An 18,556-nucleotide genomic window follows, 5' to 3' on the forward strand; every position below is an offset into this window, starting at 1 on the left:
CGTGGCCACGCCGGATGGTCATCTTGCTCCTGTTGCTTTCGTTCTCAAGTTTGCGTGCGGCCATGGCTTCCAATGGCGCCATGGAGCGTGAGCAACTCGGCGCCTTGGCGCGTCAGATTGAACTGGCGGACAGCATCGCAGCGCACGCCGCCAACACCGCAATGGATGAACGTGCCCGCTACCACTTCGATTATGCCCAGCTGCATGCTGACCTTGAGCGCATCCGTGCAGGCGTGCAGGACTACCTCGCCCCCGAGCGTGCCCAGCCGCGCGATCCCGTTCCCATCGCCGGCGACTACGTACGAAGCCATGAACCGCAGGAGTCATCGCCATGACGCTTGCCGCTGATCAAGTCGCCGCTTTCCAGGCCAACAGTGGCTTCACGCCTGCGACCGTCTCCACCGTTGTCCTCGGCTTCATCTTCGCCGTTCTGCTGCTCTGGGGTGTTTGGGCGCTGCGTACCGCCTATGTCGGTTGGGCCGAGAACCGGACAACCGAGCGCCAGTTCGTCGGCGTGGCCGTACGATTCGTCGCGATGTACCTGACGCTGAGCTTCTTTCTCCTGTCCTGACCACCACGAAAGTTTGAATCGCTATGAAAACCTGTTCGATTTTCCATCGCGCCACATGTGTTGCCACCGCACTCGTTGCGCTATGCATTACGGGCATGCCAAGCGCTTCGTTCGCTGCCGGCCTGCCAACCATGGAAGACCCATCGCGCGGCGCGGGTAAAGGCATCCTCCAAACGCTGCAGAACTACGGCTACGACATCGTGCTGCTCATTGCGCTGCTTGTGGTTTCCTCGATGTTCATCGGGGTCTGCTACCACGCTTATACGCGTTATGCCGAGATCCACACCGGCCGCGCTACCTGGGGCCAGTTCGGCCTCACGGTGGCGGTGGGCGCCATTCTGTTGGTCGTTGGCATCTGGCTGATGACCAAGGCCACCGGTGTGCTCTGAGGGTGTGCAGCGATGACCGGCTACCCCCAGAACCCGAGGCAGGCTGCGCAGGATGGTCTCAATGATGGGCTCGTCGTCTTCCTGCCGCATCGCTTGAACCGCCATCCGGTGGTGATACGCGGATTGACTGCCGACGAGCTGTGGGCCTGCGCCGGCTTGTCCGGTGTGGCCGGCTTCCTGACAGGCTTGGCGGCGGCCTGGCTGACCCAGAGTATTGCCATGGTGCCGACCCTGGTCGTCGTTGGCATCGGGATCGGCGTGTTCGGGGGTGGCGGCTTCCTGCGCCGAAAGAAGCGCGGTCGGCCTGACACCTGGCTATACCGCCAGCTCCAGTGGCGGCTCGCGCTGCGCTACCCCTCGCTGGCTGCTCAAGTAGGCGGACGGCAGATCATCACTTACTCCGGCTGGTGGACCACACGGCGCGCGTGGCCTTCCACATCCATTCGTCGGTGCGCCGCATGAGCCGGTTCAAGAACGAGGTCATGCACCTCGAGGCGCATGTCAAGACCTTGCGCCTAGCCGTGGCAGCGCTGTTCGCCCTGGCCCTGGTGCTGGGGTTCGGCTGGTGGAGCGTGCCGAAGACCCTGACCATCCACGTGCCCCCTGATCTGCGTTCGGGTAGCACCCGAAAGTGGTGGGACGTGCCTCCGGAAAACGTCTACGCCTTTACCTTCTACATCTGGCAGCAGACCCAGCGCTGGCCGGCCAATGGCGAGGAGGACTACCCGCGCAATCTCAAGGCGCTGTCCGCTTACTTCACGCCTGGGTGCCGGTCCTTCCTGCAACAGGACTACGAATTGCGGCGAAACAACGGCGAACTGCGCCAACGGGTGCGCGGCATCTATGAGATCCCCGGCCGAGGCTACGGCGATGATCCCACGTCGCGTGTGCAAGTCGTGTCAGCAGCGGATTGGATCGTCATGCTCGAGGTAAGTGCCGACGAGTACCTAGGCTCCGAACAGGTCAAGCGCGCACTGGTGCGCTATGCCTTGAAGGTCGTTCGCTTGGATGTGGACCCAGAGCATAACCCCTTCGGCCTGGCGCTGGACTGCTATGCGAGGGCGCCGCAGCGCATTGAATCGGCGCCGGCAACTGTATCCGGCCCCCAACCTGCCGCTGTCAACCCTCTGCAAGGAGAAGCGCCATGAAGCGGCGTATCCTTTCGGCCTTGGCTGGCCTTCTGCTCGGCATTGCGCAAGTCTCCATCAGCCACGCTGTGGAGCTCCTGCGCTGGCAACGTTTGCCCCTGGCTGTGGCGCTAGTGGTCGGTCAGGAGCGCGTGATCTTCATCGATCGTAACGTGCGCGTCGGCCTGCCGGAGAACATCGCATCGCACCTGCGCGTGCAGAGCGCCGGCGGCGCGATCTATCTGCGCGCGAGCGAGCCGATTCCGCCCTCGCGGCTGCAACTGCAAGACGTGGAGTCCGGGGCGCTGATCCTGCTCGACATCGCTGCCGAGCCAGCCAAGGCAGGCCAGCCTGCGCTCGAGCCTGTGCGCATCATCGTGGGCGATGCGGCATCATCGCCGGCGAACGCTCTGGCCGGTACCGTCACAAGCGAGCACCAGCCGCGCGAGACGGCAGGCGCGGCGACGCGGCGCGCGAGCCCGGTGCCTGCGGTGCTGACACGCTATGCGGCACAAAACCTCTATGCACCGCTGCGCACGGTGGAGCCGGTGGCCGGCGTCCGCCGCGTGAATCTACGCCGCGATCTGGCTCTACACACATTGCTACCTGTGCTCCCGTTGCGCGGGCAGGCGCTGGCCGCGTGGCGGCTCGATGACCAGTGGGTGACGGCAGTGAAGCTCACTAACACGTCCGCACGGCGCTTGGTACTCGACCCGCGCGCACTGCAAGGCGATTTCGTCGCGGCAACCTTCCAGCATGCGACCTTGGGGCCGGCTGGCGCTTCGACCGACACCACCGTGGTCTATCTTGTTACCCGTGGCCATGGCCTGGCCGAGTCGCTGCTGCCAAAGGTGGCAACCTTCGACGCCACCGCTAGCATGCCGGTGGCGGCCGCGGCCGGCCAGGCCGAAGGAGGAGATCCCCATAATGAAAAGTAATCCCCTCCTCAAGTGGTTGCTGATCCCGATGGTGCTGTTGATGGTCTTCGCTGGCATCAGGCTCTTCTCAAATGAACATGGTGCCGAGCCCGCCAGGCCCGATCGTGCCAATCCGCTCTCGCCTGAAGAGAGGAAAGCCTTGGGTATCGAGGGCGATACGCCGCGCGATACCGTTGCCACGCTGGTCGCCCAGGTTAAGCAACTGCGCAACGAACTACAGGCAGCGCTCAACGACAACAAGGACCAGAAGGCCGAGAACGAGCGCATGCGTGTCCGTGAGAGTGCGATTGACCAAAGCATCCAGACCGCATTGGAGGGCGAGCGCGGCCGCGTGCAACAGGAGCGTGATCAGATCGCAAACGATCGTCAGCAGACGCAGGACCGGTTACAAGACTTGCAGCGGCGCCTCGACGGGCTTTCTGGCGAGGGCGGGCAGCCCGACCTGCCCATCGGGCTGGGCCTGGAGGAGGGCGATGGCAAGCACAGAGGCGGTGCTCGCAAGAGCGGCGGCATGCACTGGGTGGAGCCAGATGACGCAACGCCTGTCAAGAGTGGCGATGTACGTAGCGGCCCGAATCTGCCCACTAGCCTCGGACCCGCGCAGAGAACTCTGACGGATATGGCTGAAAACACTGCGAGCGCCGCCGCTGAGGCCGTCAGCAGCGCCGCAGAGACCTACGCCAAGCCGATCTACACGGTGCCGTCCAACTCGACACTCATTGGGTCGATTGCCATGACAGCGTTGATCGGACGTGTGCCGATCGACGGTACGGTCAACGACCCGTATCCCTTCAAGGTGCTGATCGGTCCGGACAACCTTACCGCCAACGGCATCGATATTCCCGACGTAGCCGGTGCAGTGGTGAGCGGCACCGCCTCGGGCGACTGGACACTTTCATGCGTGCGCGGCCAGGTCCGCAGCGTGACGTTCGTTTTCCAAGACGGAACTATCCAAAACGTGCCGCAGAAGAGTTCGCGCAGCCAGGGCGCCATCGGTGACCAGGCTAGCAGCACCGGCATGGACGGCAGCGCGGTGCGGGGTAGCTTGGGCTGGATCAGCGATCCCCACGGCGTCCCCTGCGTCTCCGGCGAGCGTCGCAGTAACGCGCAACAGTACCTCGGTTCGCAGGCGTTGATTACCGCGGCCGGAGCAGGCGCGGCCTCGCTCATCAAGTCGGACACCGGCAGTGTAGCCGTGGTCTCCAACAGCAACGGCTCGCTTGGTACGGTCGGCATTTCAGGCAACGAGGCCATGGGCCGCATTCTCGCCGGGGGTGTGCGCGACATGGCCGACTGGGTCAACAAGCTTTACGGGCAGGCCTTTGCCGCAATCTACGTGCAGCCCGGGGCCAAAGTCGCTGTCCATCTGGAGCAGCCCCTTAACATCGACTACGACGTCAAGGGGCGGCGGGTCAATCACCGCATCGGAGAAGCTCATGCGTCAGATCTGGACTGAAGCCGCCGCGATGCTGATTGCAGCCCTGGTGCTGGGAGGGTGTGCCACCAGCAAGGACAAGCTACTACCACAAGGCGATCACACAATGCTCGATGTCTGGCAACAGGAGACCGGCGGCAGTGCGGGAGGTGGTCAGCCCGCGAGACAACTGATCGATGTGCGTCAGGGCTTGCGCCGGCCGCTGACTGAGCCCGATGTAAAGAGCATGCCCGCGGCCAATGCAGCCTACACCCGCACCGCCGCCAACGAGATCTACCGCCAGTTCCACCGACTGCCCAACCCGGACCTCGTGATGTACGTCTTCCCGCATCTGTCCGGAAGCGATCCAGTGCCGGTGCCCGGCTACACCACGGTGTTTCCGCTTTACCAGCGGGTGCAGTACGCGATGCCGGGCGAACGTTTGGAGGATTACTAATGATCCGCTCATTCTTTAGGACGCGCCGGGCCGAAAGGGCAACCGGTGCCAGTGAACCGGCTGACGAGGCCTGGACTCGGCATGTGTCGTTACTGGCCGCGCATGGCATTACCGAGCCCGGCAGCGCGTTGGCCGCCGGCCGCCGCAACCCGGCCACCGAGGCGCACGCCCAGGCGCTCTATGATGTGGCCCCGTCCTTCGCCGATCTGCTGCCCTGGGTCGAATATCTTCCCGAATCGATGAGCATGCTGCTGGAGGACGGCGATTCGGTCGCGGCCTTCTTCGAGTTGGCCCCTGTCGGCACTGAAGGGCGCGAATTGGCCTGGCTGTGGCAGGCGCGCGACGCGCTGGAGAACGCGCTGCAGGATTCCTTCGATGAACTGGAAGAGCATCCCTGGGTGGTCCAGCTCTATGCTCAGGACGAGGCGAATTGGGACGGCTATCTGCGCACGCTGGCAGACTACGTCCGGCCACGTGCTCAGGGCATCGCCTTCAGCGAGTTCTATCTGCGCTTCTTCGCGCACCATCTGCGCGCGATCGCCAAGCCAGGCGGGCTCTTTGAGGACACCATGGTCACACGCTTGCCGTGGCGCGGCCAGGTCCGGCGCGTGCGCATGGTAGTCTACCGGCGCGCACCCGCGACAGCGGTTTCCCGACGCGGCCAGTCGCCCGAGCAGTCTCTCTGCACGATCTGTGATCGACTCGTGGGCGGGCTCGCCAATGCGGGCGTGAAGGCCCGCCGCATGCATGCGGCCGACATCCATGACTGGCTGCTGCGCTGGTTCAACCCGCATCCGACGCTGCTGGGGCCGAGTGCTGAAGATTGCGAGCGCTTCTACGCGCTGACCCGCTACCCCGAGGAGGGGGAAACAGGCGAGATCGAACTGGCTAGCGGCGACTTTGCCCAGCGCTTGTTCTTCGGGCAGCCGTGCTCGGACGTGGCCAACGGCGTCTGGCTCTTCGACGGGATGCCGCATCGGGTCATTGTGATGGACCGCCTGCGCATGCCTCCGGCGACGGGACACATAACCGGTGAGACTCGCAAGGGAAGCGATGCAGTCAATGCGCTATTCGACCAGATGCCGGAAGATACGGTGATGTGTCTTACCCTGGTCGCTACGCCTCAGGACGTGCTAGAGGCGCACCTGAACCACCTGAGCAAGAAATCGGTGGGCGAGACACTAGCTTCGGAGCAGACTCGCCAGGACGTGCAGCAGGCGCGCAGCATGATTGGCAGCGCGCACAAGCTCTACCGCGGCGCGCTGGTCTTCTACCTGCGGGGGCGCGACCTGCAGCAGCTTGACGCCCGCGGCCTGCAACTGGTCAACGTCATGCTCAACGCTGGTCTACAGTTGGTGCGCGAGGAAGACGAGGTGGCGCCGCTCAACAGCTACCTGCGTTGGTTGCCCTGCGTCTTCGACCCGGCCCTGGACAAGCGGCAGTGGTACACCCAGCTCATGTTCGCGCAGCACGCCGCGAACTTGGCGCCGGTGTGGGGCCGCAGCCAGGGCACGGGGCATCCGGGCATCACCTTTTTCAACCGTGGCGGCGGGCCGATCACCTTCGATCCGCTTAACCGGCTGGACAGGCAGATGAACGCGCATCTGTTTCTTTTCGGTCCCACCGGCTCGGGCAAGAGCGCCACGCTCAACAACATTCTGAATCAGATCACGGCGATCTACCGGCCGCGCCTGTTTATCGTCGAGGCGGGCAATAGCTTCGGTCTTTTCGGCGACTTTGCCTCGCGCCTGGGCCTGTCGGTCCACCGTGTCAAGCTCGCTCCCGGCGCTGGCGTGAGCTTGGCCCCTTTCGCCGACGCCTGGCGCCTGGTAGATACGCCTGGTGAAGTGCAAACGCTGGATGCCGATGACCTGGATGAGGACCGCGCCGAGACAACGCGGGTCGCAGACGCTGACGAGCAGCGCGATGTGCTCGGCGAGCTGGAGATCACGGCGCGGCTGATGATCACCGGCGGCGAAGACAAGGAAGAGACGCGGATGACGCGAGCAGACCGCAGCCTCATTCGTCAGTGCATCCTCGACGCGGCTCAGCGTTGTGTGGCCGATAAGCGAATGGTACTCACGCGCGATGTGCGCGACGCACTGCGCGGGCGCGCTCACGATTCGACACTGCCGGAGATCCGTCGCGCCCGACTGGCGGAAATGGCCGACGCAATGGACATGTTCTGCCAGGGCGTGGATGGCGAAATGTTCGATCGGCCCGGTACGCCTTGGCCCGAAGCCGACATCACCGTCGTAGATCTGGCGACCTTCGCGCGCGAGGGCTACAACGCCCAGCTCTCCATCGCTTACATCAGCCTCATCAACACGGTGAACAACATCGCCGAGCGCGACCAGTTTCTCGGGCGGCCGATTATCAACGTGACCGATGAGGGGCACATTATCACCAAGAACCCGCTGCTTGCGCCCTACGTCGTCAAGATCACCAAGATGTGGCGCAAGCTCGGCGCCTGGTACTGGCTTGCGACTCAGAACCTTGATGATTTGCCCAAGGCGGCCGAACCAATGCTCAACATGATTGAGTGGTGGATTTGCCTGTCGATGCCGCCGGATGAGGTAGAGAAAATCGCACGCTTCCGCGAGCTGAGCCCGGCACAGAAGGCGCTGATGGCGTCGGCACGCAAGGAGACGGGCAAGTATAGTGAGGGCGTGATCCTCTCCAAATCGATGGAAGTGTTGTTTCGTGCTGTCCCACCCAGCCTCTACTTGGCCCTGGCTCAGACGGAACCGGAGGAGAAAGCCGAGCGCTTCCAGTTGATGCAGCAGTACGGCATTGGCGAACTGGATGCTGCATTGAAGATCGCTCAGAGGATCGACTGCGCCCGCGGCATCGCATCGCTTCCGCTCGATGGATTGACGCCGTAAGGAGCGCATGATGCAACGTTCCGGCGCTACCCAATCCCGGCCCCTTCTTGCCGTACTGCTGGTGGCCGCCTCGCTGATAGGCGGAGGCGCCTGGCTGGTACTGCGTCCGCAGGCCATGGCGCCTGCTACTGTTCAGGTTGAGCCCCATGCCGAGGCGAAGACTGGGGGCACGACAGTACCCGGACCGCCTTGGCGCCGCGGCCGTTCTGACGCGCGCTTCACGGTGATCGAGTATGCCGACCTGGAATGCCAGTTCTGCCGAGCCTACTTCCCAGTTCTCAAGCGCTGGATCGATGAACACCCAGACGTAGCCTTGCAATGGCACCATCTGCCGCTCGCGATGCACGAGCCGGCCGCATCCGCCGAAGCCCGCCTCGTCGAATGCGTCGGTGCTGCCGGCGGCGATGCTGCGTTTTGGCAGGCGGTCGAATGGGTCTATACCCATACCCGCGGTAATGGCCAGGGCCTGCCGGAGGAACTGCGCTATCCCGACCTGTCGCCTGCCACGCAGCAGTGCTTGGCGTCCGAGCGGCCCAATGCAGTTATTCGCGCCCAAGCCGAGGAGGCGGCCAAGACCGGTGTCACGGCCACGCCGGCCCTGCTTCTACTGGACCGTGAGACGGGTAAGACGCTGCTGCTGCACGGGCCAGTCGAGGGCGATGCCTTGCTTTCGGCTCTCGATTTGCTCGCCGCTGGCGGCCACACCGCTGCCGATCCGTACAGTACTACAGATATGCCCGCCGCAATCGTCGGCGACATGCCCAGGTAGCCTCGATCTTCAAGGCTACGGCGCGGCGCGACCGCGTTGATCGAAACCCCGTTCGCATCGCATCCCTGGCGCGAACAGCCATCGCCACCGCGGTGGTGGATGCCTGTTTGTCCGATGCCTCATGCCGTCATCCATTGGAGGGTTTTGCCCTCCCGGGGCATGCGCCTCCGACTTTAACCATTGGAGGTTTGCAATATCTTTCGTGTCTGATTCCACCCCGCAGTCGCTCGCTCTGCTTGCCGCGCAGCACGAGGATTGGATCATCCAGCAGGCCATCACCGTGCTGGAGAAGCGTGTCTTCAAGTCTGGTCCGGTGCTGAACGGTCTCGCGGCCGTGTGCGACTTCCTGCGCCTCAAACTGGTTGCGGAGCCCAACGAGGTGTTTGCAGCGGTGTTCCTCGACGCTCAGGACCGGGTACTCGCCTACGAGCCGCTGTTCAAGGGCTCGCGTAGCGAGGTCGCGGTGTATCCACGAGTCGTTGTTCAGCGCGCCTTGGCCCTCAACGCATCGGCGCTCATCCTTGCGCATCAACATCCGTCCGGGATAACCAAGCCGTCGATGGCCGATCGAGTGCTCACGGATCAACTCAGCGTCGCCTTGGCGCTGGTGGATGTTCGTCTGCTGGAGCACGTCATCATCGGCAAGGGCACACCGTACTCGTTCGCCGAATCGGGGCTGCTGTAACCCGGTCACGGCGACGTTCCGGACGCGCATATTCCACCCTGCGGGAGCTTCGGCTCCCGCTTTTCTTGTCGCCAATGCAACGCGTTTCTTGCTGAGCCAACAAACGGAACGCGCGCAGTGCGTCTTGTTTGTCGAGGCGATGCCGCCTTCAGCGCTTGACTATGGCTCTGATCAGCTTCCAAGGATCCCGTGCATGTCAGCCCTTCTACTCAAGTTCTTGCCGGGGTGGCCGGCCCCAAGCTTCGCTGCTGTATTGCCAACCATGCTGATCACATTCTGCACGCCCGCCTTCGCCGCCGACGTGCTTGTCATCACCGACAGCCGCCATCCAGTACGAGCCATGGGCGGTGAGCGAATCATCGAACTGGACCTTCCCTCGCGGATCGAGGGCGAGCTGTCTGCGGGCCTGCCCGCAGATGCGATCCTCGCCGCCGACCTCGTGCGCAAGCGCCTACGCGAGGGCAAACTTCAGCGCCGGATAGGCCAGGCCTACCAAGGGTTCGCCGATGCTCGGGCCCTGGGCATCACCAAGGTGCCTGCCGTAGTGGTCGACGGCCGCTATGTGGTCTATGGCGAGCCGGACGTTGCGCGCGCCGTGGCGCGCATTGAAAACCATCGGAGGGAACAGCCATGAATCGCCTGCTCTTGCCACTCTCTCGCCGGTTTCGGCTGGCTATGGCTTTAGCGCTCCTGAGCGGTGCCGCGTCGGCATTCGCTTTGACCACGGCCACCATCGTGGCCTCTTCTGCGTCGCCCGGCTGTCTGGAATACCGCGTCGTCGGCATCTGCTACTGGCTGTATTGCTCGTGGTCGGGGTGCAGTGTGCGTACGTCGTTGAAAGTACGTCATTACGTGCCGGATGCGGTGGTATCGAGCTATTCGAATACTGGCGAGAACCCATGGATGGAAGTGCGTGCGATGAGCATGCCGAATGACACCGCGCAAGCCGGTGGCGACGGCACCGTGAACCATGGCAATGATTACAACGTGGCGAAGTTCAAGAACACCGACGTGATTGGGCACCCTGCGGGTTCGGTATTCAGCGAGTTCGCCAGGACCTTTGGTTACACCTGTCAGGGCGCGGGTACGGCTTTCATGCCGTACTTTCTGAGCACGCTCGACACGGCGGCCTGGCGCTACAACGTGCCCGAGATGGCGTATCCGGAGGCGCTGACCTCTGGTATGCGAGAGATCGGTAGCCGCGTGACGGGGGATCTGTGGGGCAATGTCTATCCGCGCGGCGGATTCTTGCATCAGACCGATGACTACAAGAGCGCTGCCGTGGTCGCGCAGCGCGCGGGCGACGTCGTTACACGGCGCGCCCAGCCCCACGTCTATCAACCGCTGCTGGCGAATACCCGGGATGGTTACTGGCCGGCTGGCGGACTTTTGGAAGGCAACGCTTCCACCGGAAAGTGGCAAGAGCTGAGTCCGACGCTCTCGAACTCCTGTGCCGTTTTTCCGCACAGCAGCCCGCGTGTGCAGGCCAAGCAGGGCGACTACGCTTGGGCGCTGTGGCGGCCCTATGCCTGTTGCCAGCGTCGGGGACAGGTCTTCCTTGGTAGCGTTGATTTAACATGAGGTTTCCCGATGAAGGTGTTCTATTCCTGCATGACAGGGCGTGCTAGGCCCTACGCGTTGATTATCGCGCTCGCTTGCGCCGTCACGGCGGCAGCTGGCGTCACGTGGGCGCAGACCCATATCGACCGCAATGGCGCAAGCGCGAGCGGCAGCGTCATTGGCGATGACGTGCTCTACAGTGTGGGCGGTGGCCGGGCCGTGTCCATGAGCGGGGCTGGGAACATGAAAAGCATCGGCGTCGGTGTCGGCTGGAACAGCAACCTTATCTGCGGGGACATGAGTCTAACGACGACGCTGCAGAACCAGCTGAACGGTGCCACTAGCGGCTTCCAGTCCATCATGTCCTCAGTGATCCAGAACGCCACCAGCGCCGTGGCGTCGCTGCCGGCGCTGATCATCCAGCGCGCGGATCCGGCGCTCTACAACCTGTTAGCCAACGGCGTGCTGCAGGCGCGCCTGGACTTCGACCGCTCCAAGATGACCTGCCGGGCCATCGCCAACCGGATGGCGGATTTGGCCGGCGGCCAGGCGGGCTGGGACCAACTCGCCGAGGGTATGGCGCTGCGCAATGCGGTGAGTAGTACCGATGCCGTGTCAGCTATCGCGCGGGCCGAATCGAACAAGGGCAACAACGGCGTGCCATGGGTAGGCGGCCGCAATGCGGGCGGCTCTAGCCAGAGTCCAATCAAGGTGGTGAGCGACGTAACGCGTGCGGGCTACAATTTGCTCAACGGGCGCGACGTCACGGAGACGTCATCGATTTCGCCTGCGTCCTGCGGCAATAGGCTGACGTGCCTCACGTGGTCCTCGCCACAGGCTGCTATCAACTTCGCTACCCGTGTGTTGGGCGAGCGCGAGCAGCGTACCTGCGACAACTGCACCAAGACGCAGACCACGCCGGGCGTCGGCCTCACGCCGGTGATTCATGAAGAGTACGAAGCCAAACTGCAGGCACTGCAGGAGCTGGTGACGGGTGTGAAGCCGACGACAGTAGCGAACCTCGAGGCGGCCGGCAGCAATTCGCTGCCGATCACCCGCGGCGTGATCGAAGCCCTGCGAGACGAGCCCGACCAGGATTTGCTGGGCAAGCGGCTGGCTTCCGAGGTGGCGCTGTCAAGTGTGCTGGAGAAGGCCTTGCTGCTGCAGCGCACGCTGCTGACCGGCAAGAAGGAGCCGAACGTCGCAGCCAATGAGTTGGCCGTGAAGGAGGTCGACCGGGAGAACGGCACGTTGGCGCAGGAGATCAACAACCTCAAGACCGAGCTGGAGTTGCGGCGCACACTGGCCGGGAACTCCGCCTTGGCGATCGTGCAGCGCCACGACACCCGCGCCGGCGGATCGCGCGGCATCTTCGAGGGCGACACCACGCGCGATCGGCTCAAGGAAGTGCAGAAGCCGCGGAGCACGCCGTGACTGCCCGGACCTGGCTGCGGCCGGCCTGGCTGCTCAGCCGCCGCGTGGGCATTGTGCTGCTGTGGATACTGGTGGCAGCCGGCATCTTCGTGGTTGTGAGTGTGGCCGGCATCCACGTCATCGGCAGCATCGACGGCTGGGAGCACTGGCTGCGTGCTCACGCGACCCATTTCCTCGTCTGGCGGCTGCTTCTCTACGGAGCGACGGCTTATGGCTGGTGGTGGATGCGCGGGCGCCTGCGGCAGCGCGAGCCATCGGGCGAAGCGCATCAACGCCTGCTGCGAGTCGAGATCGCGGCCGTGATCACCATCGTGCTGCTCGAAGGCAGCCAACTGCTGCGCCATGCCTGAAGCTGGGATGACCTCATGACCCTCTACACGACCGACTACCTGGAGTATTACCTGACCCTGGTGGGGTGGGTGGTCAACAACGGCATCTGGAACATCCTCGTGGAAAGCGGCCTGTTCGCGCTGCCGTTCGTTGCCATCGTGATCCACGAGTGGCTGCGCGCGAGGACAGAAGGCGCGGACGAGGGCAACAAGGGCGTGTTGTCCTCGATGCGCATTGAGAACCGCGTGTGGGTTGCGATCGTAGTGATCCTGTTCGCCGGCATCCCCTTCATTCCGGTTGATCTCAGCACGATCAAATTCGACACGAGCCGTTCCCGGCAGTGCCAAGTCAATGTCCCCCAGCCGGCCGATACGGGTTGGTCCAGCTCCTATACGACGCTCAACAACCAGAGCGCACTGGTGCCGGTGTGGTGGTTCTTCATGCACGCCATCTCGAAGGCCGTCACGGGCGCCGCGGTGGCGGCGATTCCTTGTGGAACTGACCTGCGGCAGATGCGCATGGATGTTGACGCCACGCGCATCGATAACCCGGTGCTGGCCCAGGAAGTTGGCGATTTCGTGCGTGACTGCTATGGCCCTTCGCGCGCCAAGCTGTTCATGAGCCGGCCGACGCTCTCCGACGAACAGATGAACGACGTCACCTGGATCGGTTCGGGCTACTTCCTCAACACCGCCGGCTTCTACGACACCTACCATTCGAGCACACCGCGCACGGCTTGGCCTTATGACGCGGCCCGCGATGCGGGGCTGGCCCAGGTGGACAGTGGCGGCGGCTATCCGACCTGCCGGCAATGGTGGTCCGATGGCAGCAGTGGGCTGCGCGCACGCCTGCTGGGCCAGGTCGATCCCGATCTGCTCTCTCGTATCGGGCGATGGGCGGGGTTCCTCTCGCAGAATGAGGTCAACGACTCGGTGGTCCGCGCCGTCGTCTCGCCCCGGCATCAGAAGATGAACCAGGGGGCTGTTTATACCGACTACGGCGGTCAGATCGAGAAGACGCTGCCCAACATTGTGGCGCGCGGCACTGGCGATCTCGGCCTGGCCGCCGGGTCGCCTGGTTTCTTCCCAGCCATGGACGTGGTGCGCCAGGCACTGCCGATGGTGCTGTCGCTGCTCAAGATGGCACTCGTCATCTGCATCCCACTGGTGCTGCTGTTCGGCACCTACGAGCTGAAGGCCGTGGTCGCTGTGAGCTGCGCCGAGTTCGCGCTGTTCTTCGTGGACTTCTGGTTCCAACTTGCGCGCTGGCTGGACAGCACGATCCTCGATGCACTCTACGGCTGGGGATTTGGTGCGAACCGGCCGCACTCAAACTTCGATCCCTTGATCGGCCTTAACAATGCCTTCGGCGACATGCTGCTGAACTTCGTCATGGCGACGATGTTTATTGTGCTGCCTACGTTTTGGGTGGCGGCTCTGTCCTTGGCAGGAGTACGTGCCGGCGGCATGCTCCAAGGTCTTTCGGATGTCACGCGGCCAGCGGGTCAAGCCGGTGGAAAGGGGGCGGGGGTCGTGTCGAACAAGCTCAGGTGAATACCAGCCTCTCCGCTTGCCGGTCTTCAGTCTTTGTCAAACCGGGGGTCGTAAAACCGGGGGTCTGGAGTGTCGTTATAAAGAATGGGGTCGTATCCTGGATTCTTCTTGTGCTTAGCTTGCTCCCCGATCGCCCATTCCTCTGGTTCGCCATATTCGGTGTTCCGAGCCACCCGAGCCGCCGCCACAGCGAACGTGAGCAGCAGTGACGCCCAGAAAGCGGTGTAGAGCAGCAGTCCGAGTGCAACGAGCTTGGTGACCAGGACCACCACCTTGGCAACGCCAGGTGCCAGCCCATGCGCCGTCAGCCAGCCAGTTGCCTTCCTACCCAGGCGCATGACACGCCGCGACAGCCGGCCCAGGGTCCGGCCCACACCCTCCGCGAAAGTGGTTTGTGCAACGTGTTTCATCGTGGCTACCTCATGCCCCTGCACGGTTTTTCAACCGAGAGGCTGATTTCCCTGCAACATCCAATCAGACTGCGTGGCGTGCCCAAAATTCCGCGGGCGTGAGGACGGGGTACTGGCGGCCAGCAGCCCCTTGTCGCCGGTTATCAGGTGGTCGACCTTCGGCGCCAACAACGTGACAAGCCCTAACCTGGTCAGTGGGGTCTCGCAGGAACCGACGGTCAATCCGACTTTGGCGAAGCCCGCATTGACTGTGGCCTGTGAAGAACTGTTGACGCTATATCCAAGGATCCAAAGTTTGTCCGTCATCCGAAATTCGCCATGCTTTCGTTGTTCCTACGCAGGAGAGTGCCGCCCAACACCGACACCCGGTCTACGGCCACCATGGAGCCTCCTAATGGGCTGACGCGGCCAGAATCGGCCGCGTCACTGCTGGCGACACCGCGCCGACAGAAGCTGCTGGAGCACATTTGGCAGCGCACTTCCGTCTCCCGCAACCAGTTCGCCACGTTGTACGGCGCGCCGTTGGAACGCTACGCCGAGCTGGTCCAACTGTTTCCGGCCTCGGAAAGCCACCACCATGCCTACCCCGGCGGCATGTTGGATCACGGACTGGAAACCGTCGCCTACGCGCTGAAGTTGCGACAAGCCCATCTCCTTCCGGCTGGCTCGACGCCGGAAGCTCAAGCTGCCCAAGCGGAAGCCTGGACCGCGGGCACGGCCTACGCGGCACTGCTGCACGATGTCGGCAAGGTCGCTGTGGATCTGCAGGTCGAGTATGGCGACGGCACTGTCTGGCATCCCTGGCATGGGCCACTTCGACTGCCGTACCGCTTCCGTTACCCCAAGAATCGCGAGTACCGGCTTCACGGCGCAGCAACGGGGCTGCTGTACGCGCGCCTGCTCGATACGGACATTCTCGACTGGCTGAGTGGGTATCCTGACTTGTGGACCGCCTTGCTTTATGTCCTGGCAGGCCAGAACGAGCACGCCGGCATGCTAGGCGAGCTGGTGGTTCAGGCCGATCAGGCCTCGGTCGCTCAGGAGCTCGGCGGTGATCCGAGTAAGGCGCTGGCTGTGTCCCGCAACGCGTTGCAGCGCAAGCTGCTGGAGGGCCTGCGTTATCTGCTCAAAGAGGAGTTCAAGTTGAACCAGCCTCAGGCTTCCGATGGCTGGTTGACTCAGGATGCGCTCTGGTTAGTGAGCAAGACCGTTTCCGATAAGCTGCGGGCACACCTGTTGTCGCAGGGCATCGACGGGATTCCGGCGAGCAATACGGCCGTGTTCAACGTGCTGCAGGATCACGGCATCGCCTTACCCACTCTGGACGGCAAGGCGATCTGGAAAGGTACCGTGACAAGCGATGTCGGTTGGTCCCATACCTTCACGCTTCTGCGCCTCGCACCCTCGCTGATCTGGGAAGGAGATCAGCGGCCCCCATCGTTCACCGGTACGGTGACGGTAGTCCAGGAAGCGGGGGAGGCAACGAATCTCGGATCGGTGCCGAGCAGTGCGCCTTCGCCCGCAACTCGGTCTTCGTCAGCTAGCCAGCCAACGGGCGATAGCGGCGAAGCGTTGGATCTGCTAGTCGCTCCCGGCGCAGCGTCGGCGGCTACCTTATCACTCACGGAAATCGACCCATCAGTTATAGAAGACCGGACCGTCGAGTCCGCAGAGTCGAGGGCGCCTATCGACTCGGTTTCCCTGGCACCCGCCTTAACTTCGGGACAGGAGCAAACGCCGTCAGGCGAGCATTTTGTTGCTTGGCTGCGCCGGCACATCGAAGCACGCACGCTCATCATCAATGACGCCAAGGCATTGGTGCATACGGTCGCCGATACCGTCTATCTAGTCAGCCCCGGTGTGTTCCAGCGCTATGCCCAAGAACATCCCAAAACCGCTTTCCTTGCCAAGCAAGCTCGAGTGCCCGATTGGCAATGGGTGCAGAAACGGTTCGAGAAACTGCACTTGCACCGCAAACAGCAGGACGGCGCGAATATCTGGACCTGCACCGTGGTGGGGCCGCGGAAGTCGCGGAGACTTCATGGCTACCTGTTGGAAGACCCACGAGTCCTGTTCTCCGATATGCCGCCGAACAACCCTTACCTGTCGCTATCCCCGTCCGCCAGTTCTGGGCAGGAGTCACCGCGTGTAGTCCCGGCCTAAAAAGCATAAGGTTGCGCAGCGGGCATCTTCCATGGAACTGAAGGAGGCGCTGCGACGCAAGCGGGGAGCGTAATTTCAATTTTGATCGGCGTCCGTCTGACTTTGACGCCCCTGAGCGAGCGCGAGGGAGCCGGCAATATGTGCGATTCCTAACTCCTGGGGGGCGGTACCGCATTGCCGATGCGCTCGCGTCAATTTTGCAATAGCTTGCATAGGTATTGGCGCGGCTCGGTAAGCTACTGGAAGCCAAGATGACCAGGGTAGTCGACGTATGGCAATCTGTCACATTGTTGTTATGGCGTGCGTCTTGATCTTTGTAGCTTACATAGCGCTGTTCTGGTTCTGCGCTTCCTCGTTTGTGATGAGCTCAGTCCCGGTCGCGGCGGTCGTCACGGTCACTCACGGGACTTGGACGGTGAGGTTGCAGATCAGCGCGGCGTCGATGTCAAGCAGGAACGGGTCGCGGATCATGCCTGCTCTTTGCCTGGGTGCGTCGTCGAATTTCAGGGTCCCTAGGTTGGTCCCAAGCAGGGGAGGGCCGCTAGTCAAAGGCCGCTGCGCCGCTTTGTGACTATGTCAGTCTAATTCAAGACGACGGCGGTCCAGATCGACATATCTCGGCGCGGCGTGGAAAGAAGTCAGCCAGTCGAGCGACCCTAGGTGTCCATGACCATCTCTTACACGCCTGACTGAGTGAGAAGCTCACCGGCAGACGTGCCTAGCACGCTCGCGATCCTAGCCAAGTTGAGCACTGTCAGATTGTGTTCGCCCCGCTCAATACCGCCGATGTAAGAGCGGTCCATATCTGTCGCAAGCGCCAAATCTTCTTGTGAAAACCCTTGGACCTTCCGAATAGCACGGACCGTCTTGCCAATGGATGCAAGTGCGGGGTTGCCAGAGTGTTTCGGTGAGGGTCTCGCCATGCGTCAATGGTCGCAATTTGACGGACGCGATACCACGGGATAGGATACCCAGAAAATGATCTTTTGCTGCTGCGGGCGTGGCCCGCGCGGTCCCTATGCGCGAGCTTCGGCGCGCAAAGTTCGGGGGGACGCCAGGCCGGCCCCGCTATCGCCTTGCCCCCCGCCGGTGGAGTGAATTTTTAGGAGAAACATCGATGTACCCAACCCTAATCACCGAGGAGCAACGTGCACAGCTACTCGCCAACGGCCACGCGTACGCAACCGGCCACGCCAGCGACCCGCTGCCTGTGGTGCGGCTGCTTACGCCTGACGCGCATGCGACCTGGCTACTGGCCGCGCTCGACCCGGCCGATGGCGACACCGCATACGGTTTGTGCGACGTGGGTATCGGCATGCCCGAACTGGGCCATGTGAAGCTGTCCGACCTGGCATCCATCGTTGGACCGCTCAAAAAGCCGATTCTTCGCGACCTGTACTTCCGGCCAAACCGACCGCTTTCGGCGTATGCGCAGCTGGCGCAGGTTGACGGTTCGATCCCCGACTGACCGGACCCGCTGGCCATTCCGGTAGCCGGCCCGGCAGCCCTCTGCTGCGCCTCATTGGTTGCAGCACGGCGTCGATTCCGCACAAAGACCAGCATGGAAAGAAGGTGCGCACGACTTGATGTCCGCGCACCAACTGTGCATTTCCATACAGGCGTGGCGCACCGGACGATGCCTGATCGGCATCCCTCACGCGCAAACGATGGGGTCTTGGTCTCAAAAGGACCGGCCCTGACCGAAGTCCATTGATCACTACCTGACGAGGACCGAACGTGAATCCACAACAAGAACCGCATGTGAATCTGCTGAGCGTACCGGGCGGCGTCTTGCCCGCACCGGCGCGCACGCTGGCTGCTCGCGACTACAAGACCTTGGGTCTTGCCGCCCTCGGCGGCACGCTCGAATT

At 62.9% G+C, this 18,556-nt stretch carries 20 protein-coding genes; 18 read left to right on the forward strand and 2 right to left on the reverse strand.

Annotated features, from left to right (window positions below; genetic code table 11):
* Window positions 1–14: 14 nt before the first annotated feature.
* From AC3WL8_RS03255 to AC3WL8_RS03330, 16 genes are all read left to right on the forward strand, one after another.
* Complete coding sequence (locus AC3WL8_RS03255) at window positions 15–335, forward strand: integrative conjugative element protein, RAQPRD family (RefSeq protein WP_492377906.1); 321 nt, start codon at window positions 15–17, stop codon at window positions 333–335.
* Complete coding sequence (locus AC3WL8_RS03260) at window positions 332–571, forward strand: TIGR03758 family integrating conjugative element protein (RefSeq protein WP_492377893.1); 240 nt, start codon at window positions 332–334, stop codon at window positions 569–571. Before AC3WL8_RS03255 ends, AC3WL8_RS03260 begins: the two co-directional genes overlap by 4 nt.
* A 23-nt stretch (window positions 572–594) precedes the next feature.
* Window positions 595–960 carry a TIGR03745 family integrating conjugative element membrane protein gene (locus AC3WL8_RS03265; protein WP_035816709.1) on the forward strand — a complete coding sequence of 122 codons (366 nt, stop codon included), beginning with the start codon at window positions 595–597 and terminating at the stop codon, window positions 958–960.
* Between the two features lie 12 nt (window positions 961–972).
* The gene (locus AC3WL8_RS03270; RefSeq protein WP_492377894.1) at window positions 973–1,422 is read left to right on the forward strand and encodes a TIGR03750 family conjugal transfer protein; all 450 of its coding nucleotides are present in this window, start codon (window positions 973–975) and stop codon (window positions 1,420–1,422) included.
* Entirely contained in the window at window positions 1,419–2,108 is a 690-nt protein-coding gene (locus tag AC3WL8_RS03275; RefSeq protein ID WP_492377895.1) for a PFL_4703 family integrating conjugative element protein, read from the forward strand. Before AC3WL8_RS03270 ends, AC3WL8_RS03275 begins: the two co-directional genes overlap by 4 nt.
* Window positions 2,105–3,025: a TIGR03749 family integrating conjugative element protein gene (locus tag AC3WL8_RS03280; protein WP_492377896.1), complete on the forward strand. Its 921-nt coding sequence runs from the start codon at window positions 2,105–2,107 to the stop codon at window positions 3,023–3,025. The genes AC3WL8_RS03275 and AC3WL8_RS03280 overlap by 4 nt, the downstream gene beginning before the upstream one ends.
* On the forward strand, window positions 3,015–4,481 hold the full coding sequence (locus AC3WL8_RS03285) for a TIGR03752 family integrating conjugative element protein (RefSeq protein WP_492377897.1): 1,467 nt from the start codon (window positions 3,015–3,017) through the stop codon (window positions 4,479–4,481). The genes AC3WL8_RS03280 and AC3WL8_RS03285 overlap by 11 nt, the downstream gene beginning before the upstream one ends.
* The gene (locus tag AC3WL8_RS03290; protein WP_211980085.1) at window positions 4,462–4,896 is read left to right on the forward strand and encodes a TIGR03751 family conjugal transfer lipoprotein; all 435 of its coding nucleotides are present in this window, start codon (window positions 4,462–4,464) and stop codon (window positions 4,894–4,896) included. The genes AC3WL8_RS03285 and AC3WL8_RS03290 overlap by 20 nt, the downstream gene beginning before the upstream one ends.
* Complete coding sequence (locus tag AC3WL8_RS03295) at window positions 4,896–7,781, forward strand: conjugative transfer ATPase (RefSeq protein WP_492377898.1); 2,886 nt, start codon at window positions 4,896–4,898, stop codon at window positions 7,779–7,781. The genes AC3WL8_RS03290 and AC3WL8_RS03295 overlap by 1 nt, the downstream gene beginning before the upstream one ends.
* 10 nt (window positions 7,782–7,791) lie before the next feature.
* Window positions 7,792–8,550, forward strand: a complete 759-nt coding sequence (locus AC3WL8_RS03300; protein WP_211982312.1) for a DsbA family protein — start codon at window positions 7,792–7,794, stop codon at window positions 8,548–8,550.
* A gap of 193 nt (window positions 8,551–8,743) precedes the next feature.
* The gene (locus tag AC3WL8_RS03305; protein WP_013957664.1) at window positions 8,744–9,235 is read left to right on the forward strand and encodes a JAB domain-containing protein; all 492 of its coding nucleotides are present in this window, start codon (window positions 8,744–8,746) and stop codon (window positions 9,233–9,235) included.
* Between the two features lie 193 nt (window positions 9,236–9,428).
* Window positions 9,429–9,869 (forward strand): TIGR03757 family integrating conjugative element protein, encoded by a 441-nt coding sequence (locus AC3WL8_RS03310; protein ID WP_492377899.1) that lies wholly within the window; start codon window positions 9,429–9,431, stop codon window positions 9,867–9,869.
* Window positions 9,866–10,816, forward strand: a complete 951-nt coding sequence (locus AC3WL8_RS03315; protein ID WP_492377900.1) for a TIGR03756 family integrating conjugative element protein — start codon at window positions 9,866–9,868, stop codon at window positions 10,814–10,816. The genes AC3WL8_RS03310 and AC3WL8_RS03315 overlap by 4 nt, the downstream gene beginning before the upstream one ends.
* Before the next feature lie 30 nt (window positions 10,817–10,846).
* Window positions 10,847–12,229, forward strand: a complete 1,383-nt coding sequence (locus AC3WL8_RS03320) for an integrating conjugative element protein (RefSeq protein WP_492377907.1) — start codon at window positions 10,847–10,849, stop codon at window positions 12,227–12,229.
* The gene (locus AC3WL8_RS03325; protein ID WP_211980081.1) at window positions 12,226–12,579 is read left to right on the forward strand and encodes a hypothetical protein; all 354 of its coding nucleotides are present in this window, start codon (window positions 12,226–12,228) and stop codon (window positions 12,577–12,579) included. Before AC3WL8_RS03320 ends, AC3WL8_RS03325 begins: the two co-directional genes overlap by 4 nt.
* Window positions 12,580–12,594: 15 nt before the next feature.
* A complete protein-coding gene (locus tag AC3WL8_RS03330) occupies window positions 12,595–14,112 on the forward strand; it encodes a conjugal transfer protein TraG N-terminal domain-containing protein (RefSeq protein ID WP_492377901.1) in 1,518 nt (505 codons plus the stop codon).
* 26 nt (window positions 14,113–14,138) lie between these two features.
* On the opposite strand, the gene AC3WL8_RS03335 is transcribed toward AC3WL8_RS03330, so the two are convergent.
* Window positions 14,139–14,522, reverse strand: a complete 384-nt coding sequence (locus AC3WL8_RS03335) for a DUF3742 family protein (protein ID WP_492377902.1) — start codon at window positions 14,520–14,522, stop codon at window positions 14,139–14,141.
* 318 nt (window positions 14,523–14,840) lie between these two features.
* Here AC3WL8_RS03335 and mobH point away from each other — a divergent pair, with 318 nt between their 5' ends.
* Window positions 14,841–16,685: a MobH family relaxase gene (gene mobH, locus AC3WL8_RS03340; RefSeq protein WP_492377903.1), complete on the forward strand. Its 1,845-nt coding sequence runs from the start codon at window positions 14,841–14,843 to the stop codon at window positions 16,683–16,685.
* 677 nt (window positions 16,686–17,362) lie between these two features.
* Here mobH and AC3WL8_RS03345 read toward each other — a convergent pair.
* The gene (locus AC3WL8_RS03345) at window positions 17,363–17,608 is read right to left on the reverse strand and encodes a helix-turn-helix domain-containing protein (protein ID WP_041228056.1); all 246 of its coding nucleotides are present in this window, start codon (window positions 17,606–17,608) and stop codon (window positions 17,363–17,365) included.
* A 194-nt stretch (window positions 17,609–17,802) separates the two neighbouring features.
* Between AC3WL8_RS03345 and AC3WL8_RS03350 the strand changes: the two genes are divergently transcribed.
* Window positions 17,803–18,153 (forward strand): DUF2958 domain-containing protein, encoded by a 351-nt coding sequence (locus AC3WL8_RS03350; protein ID WP_492377904.1) that lies wholly within the window; start codon window positions 17,803–17,805, stop codon window positions 18,151–18,153.
* Window positions 18,154–18,556: the final 403 nt, after the last annotated feature.

The organism is Cupriavidus sp. FW305-F7 (assembly GCF_058782875.1).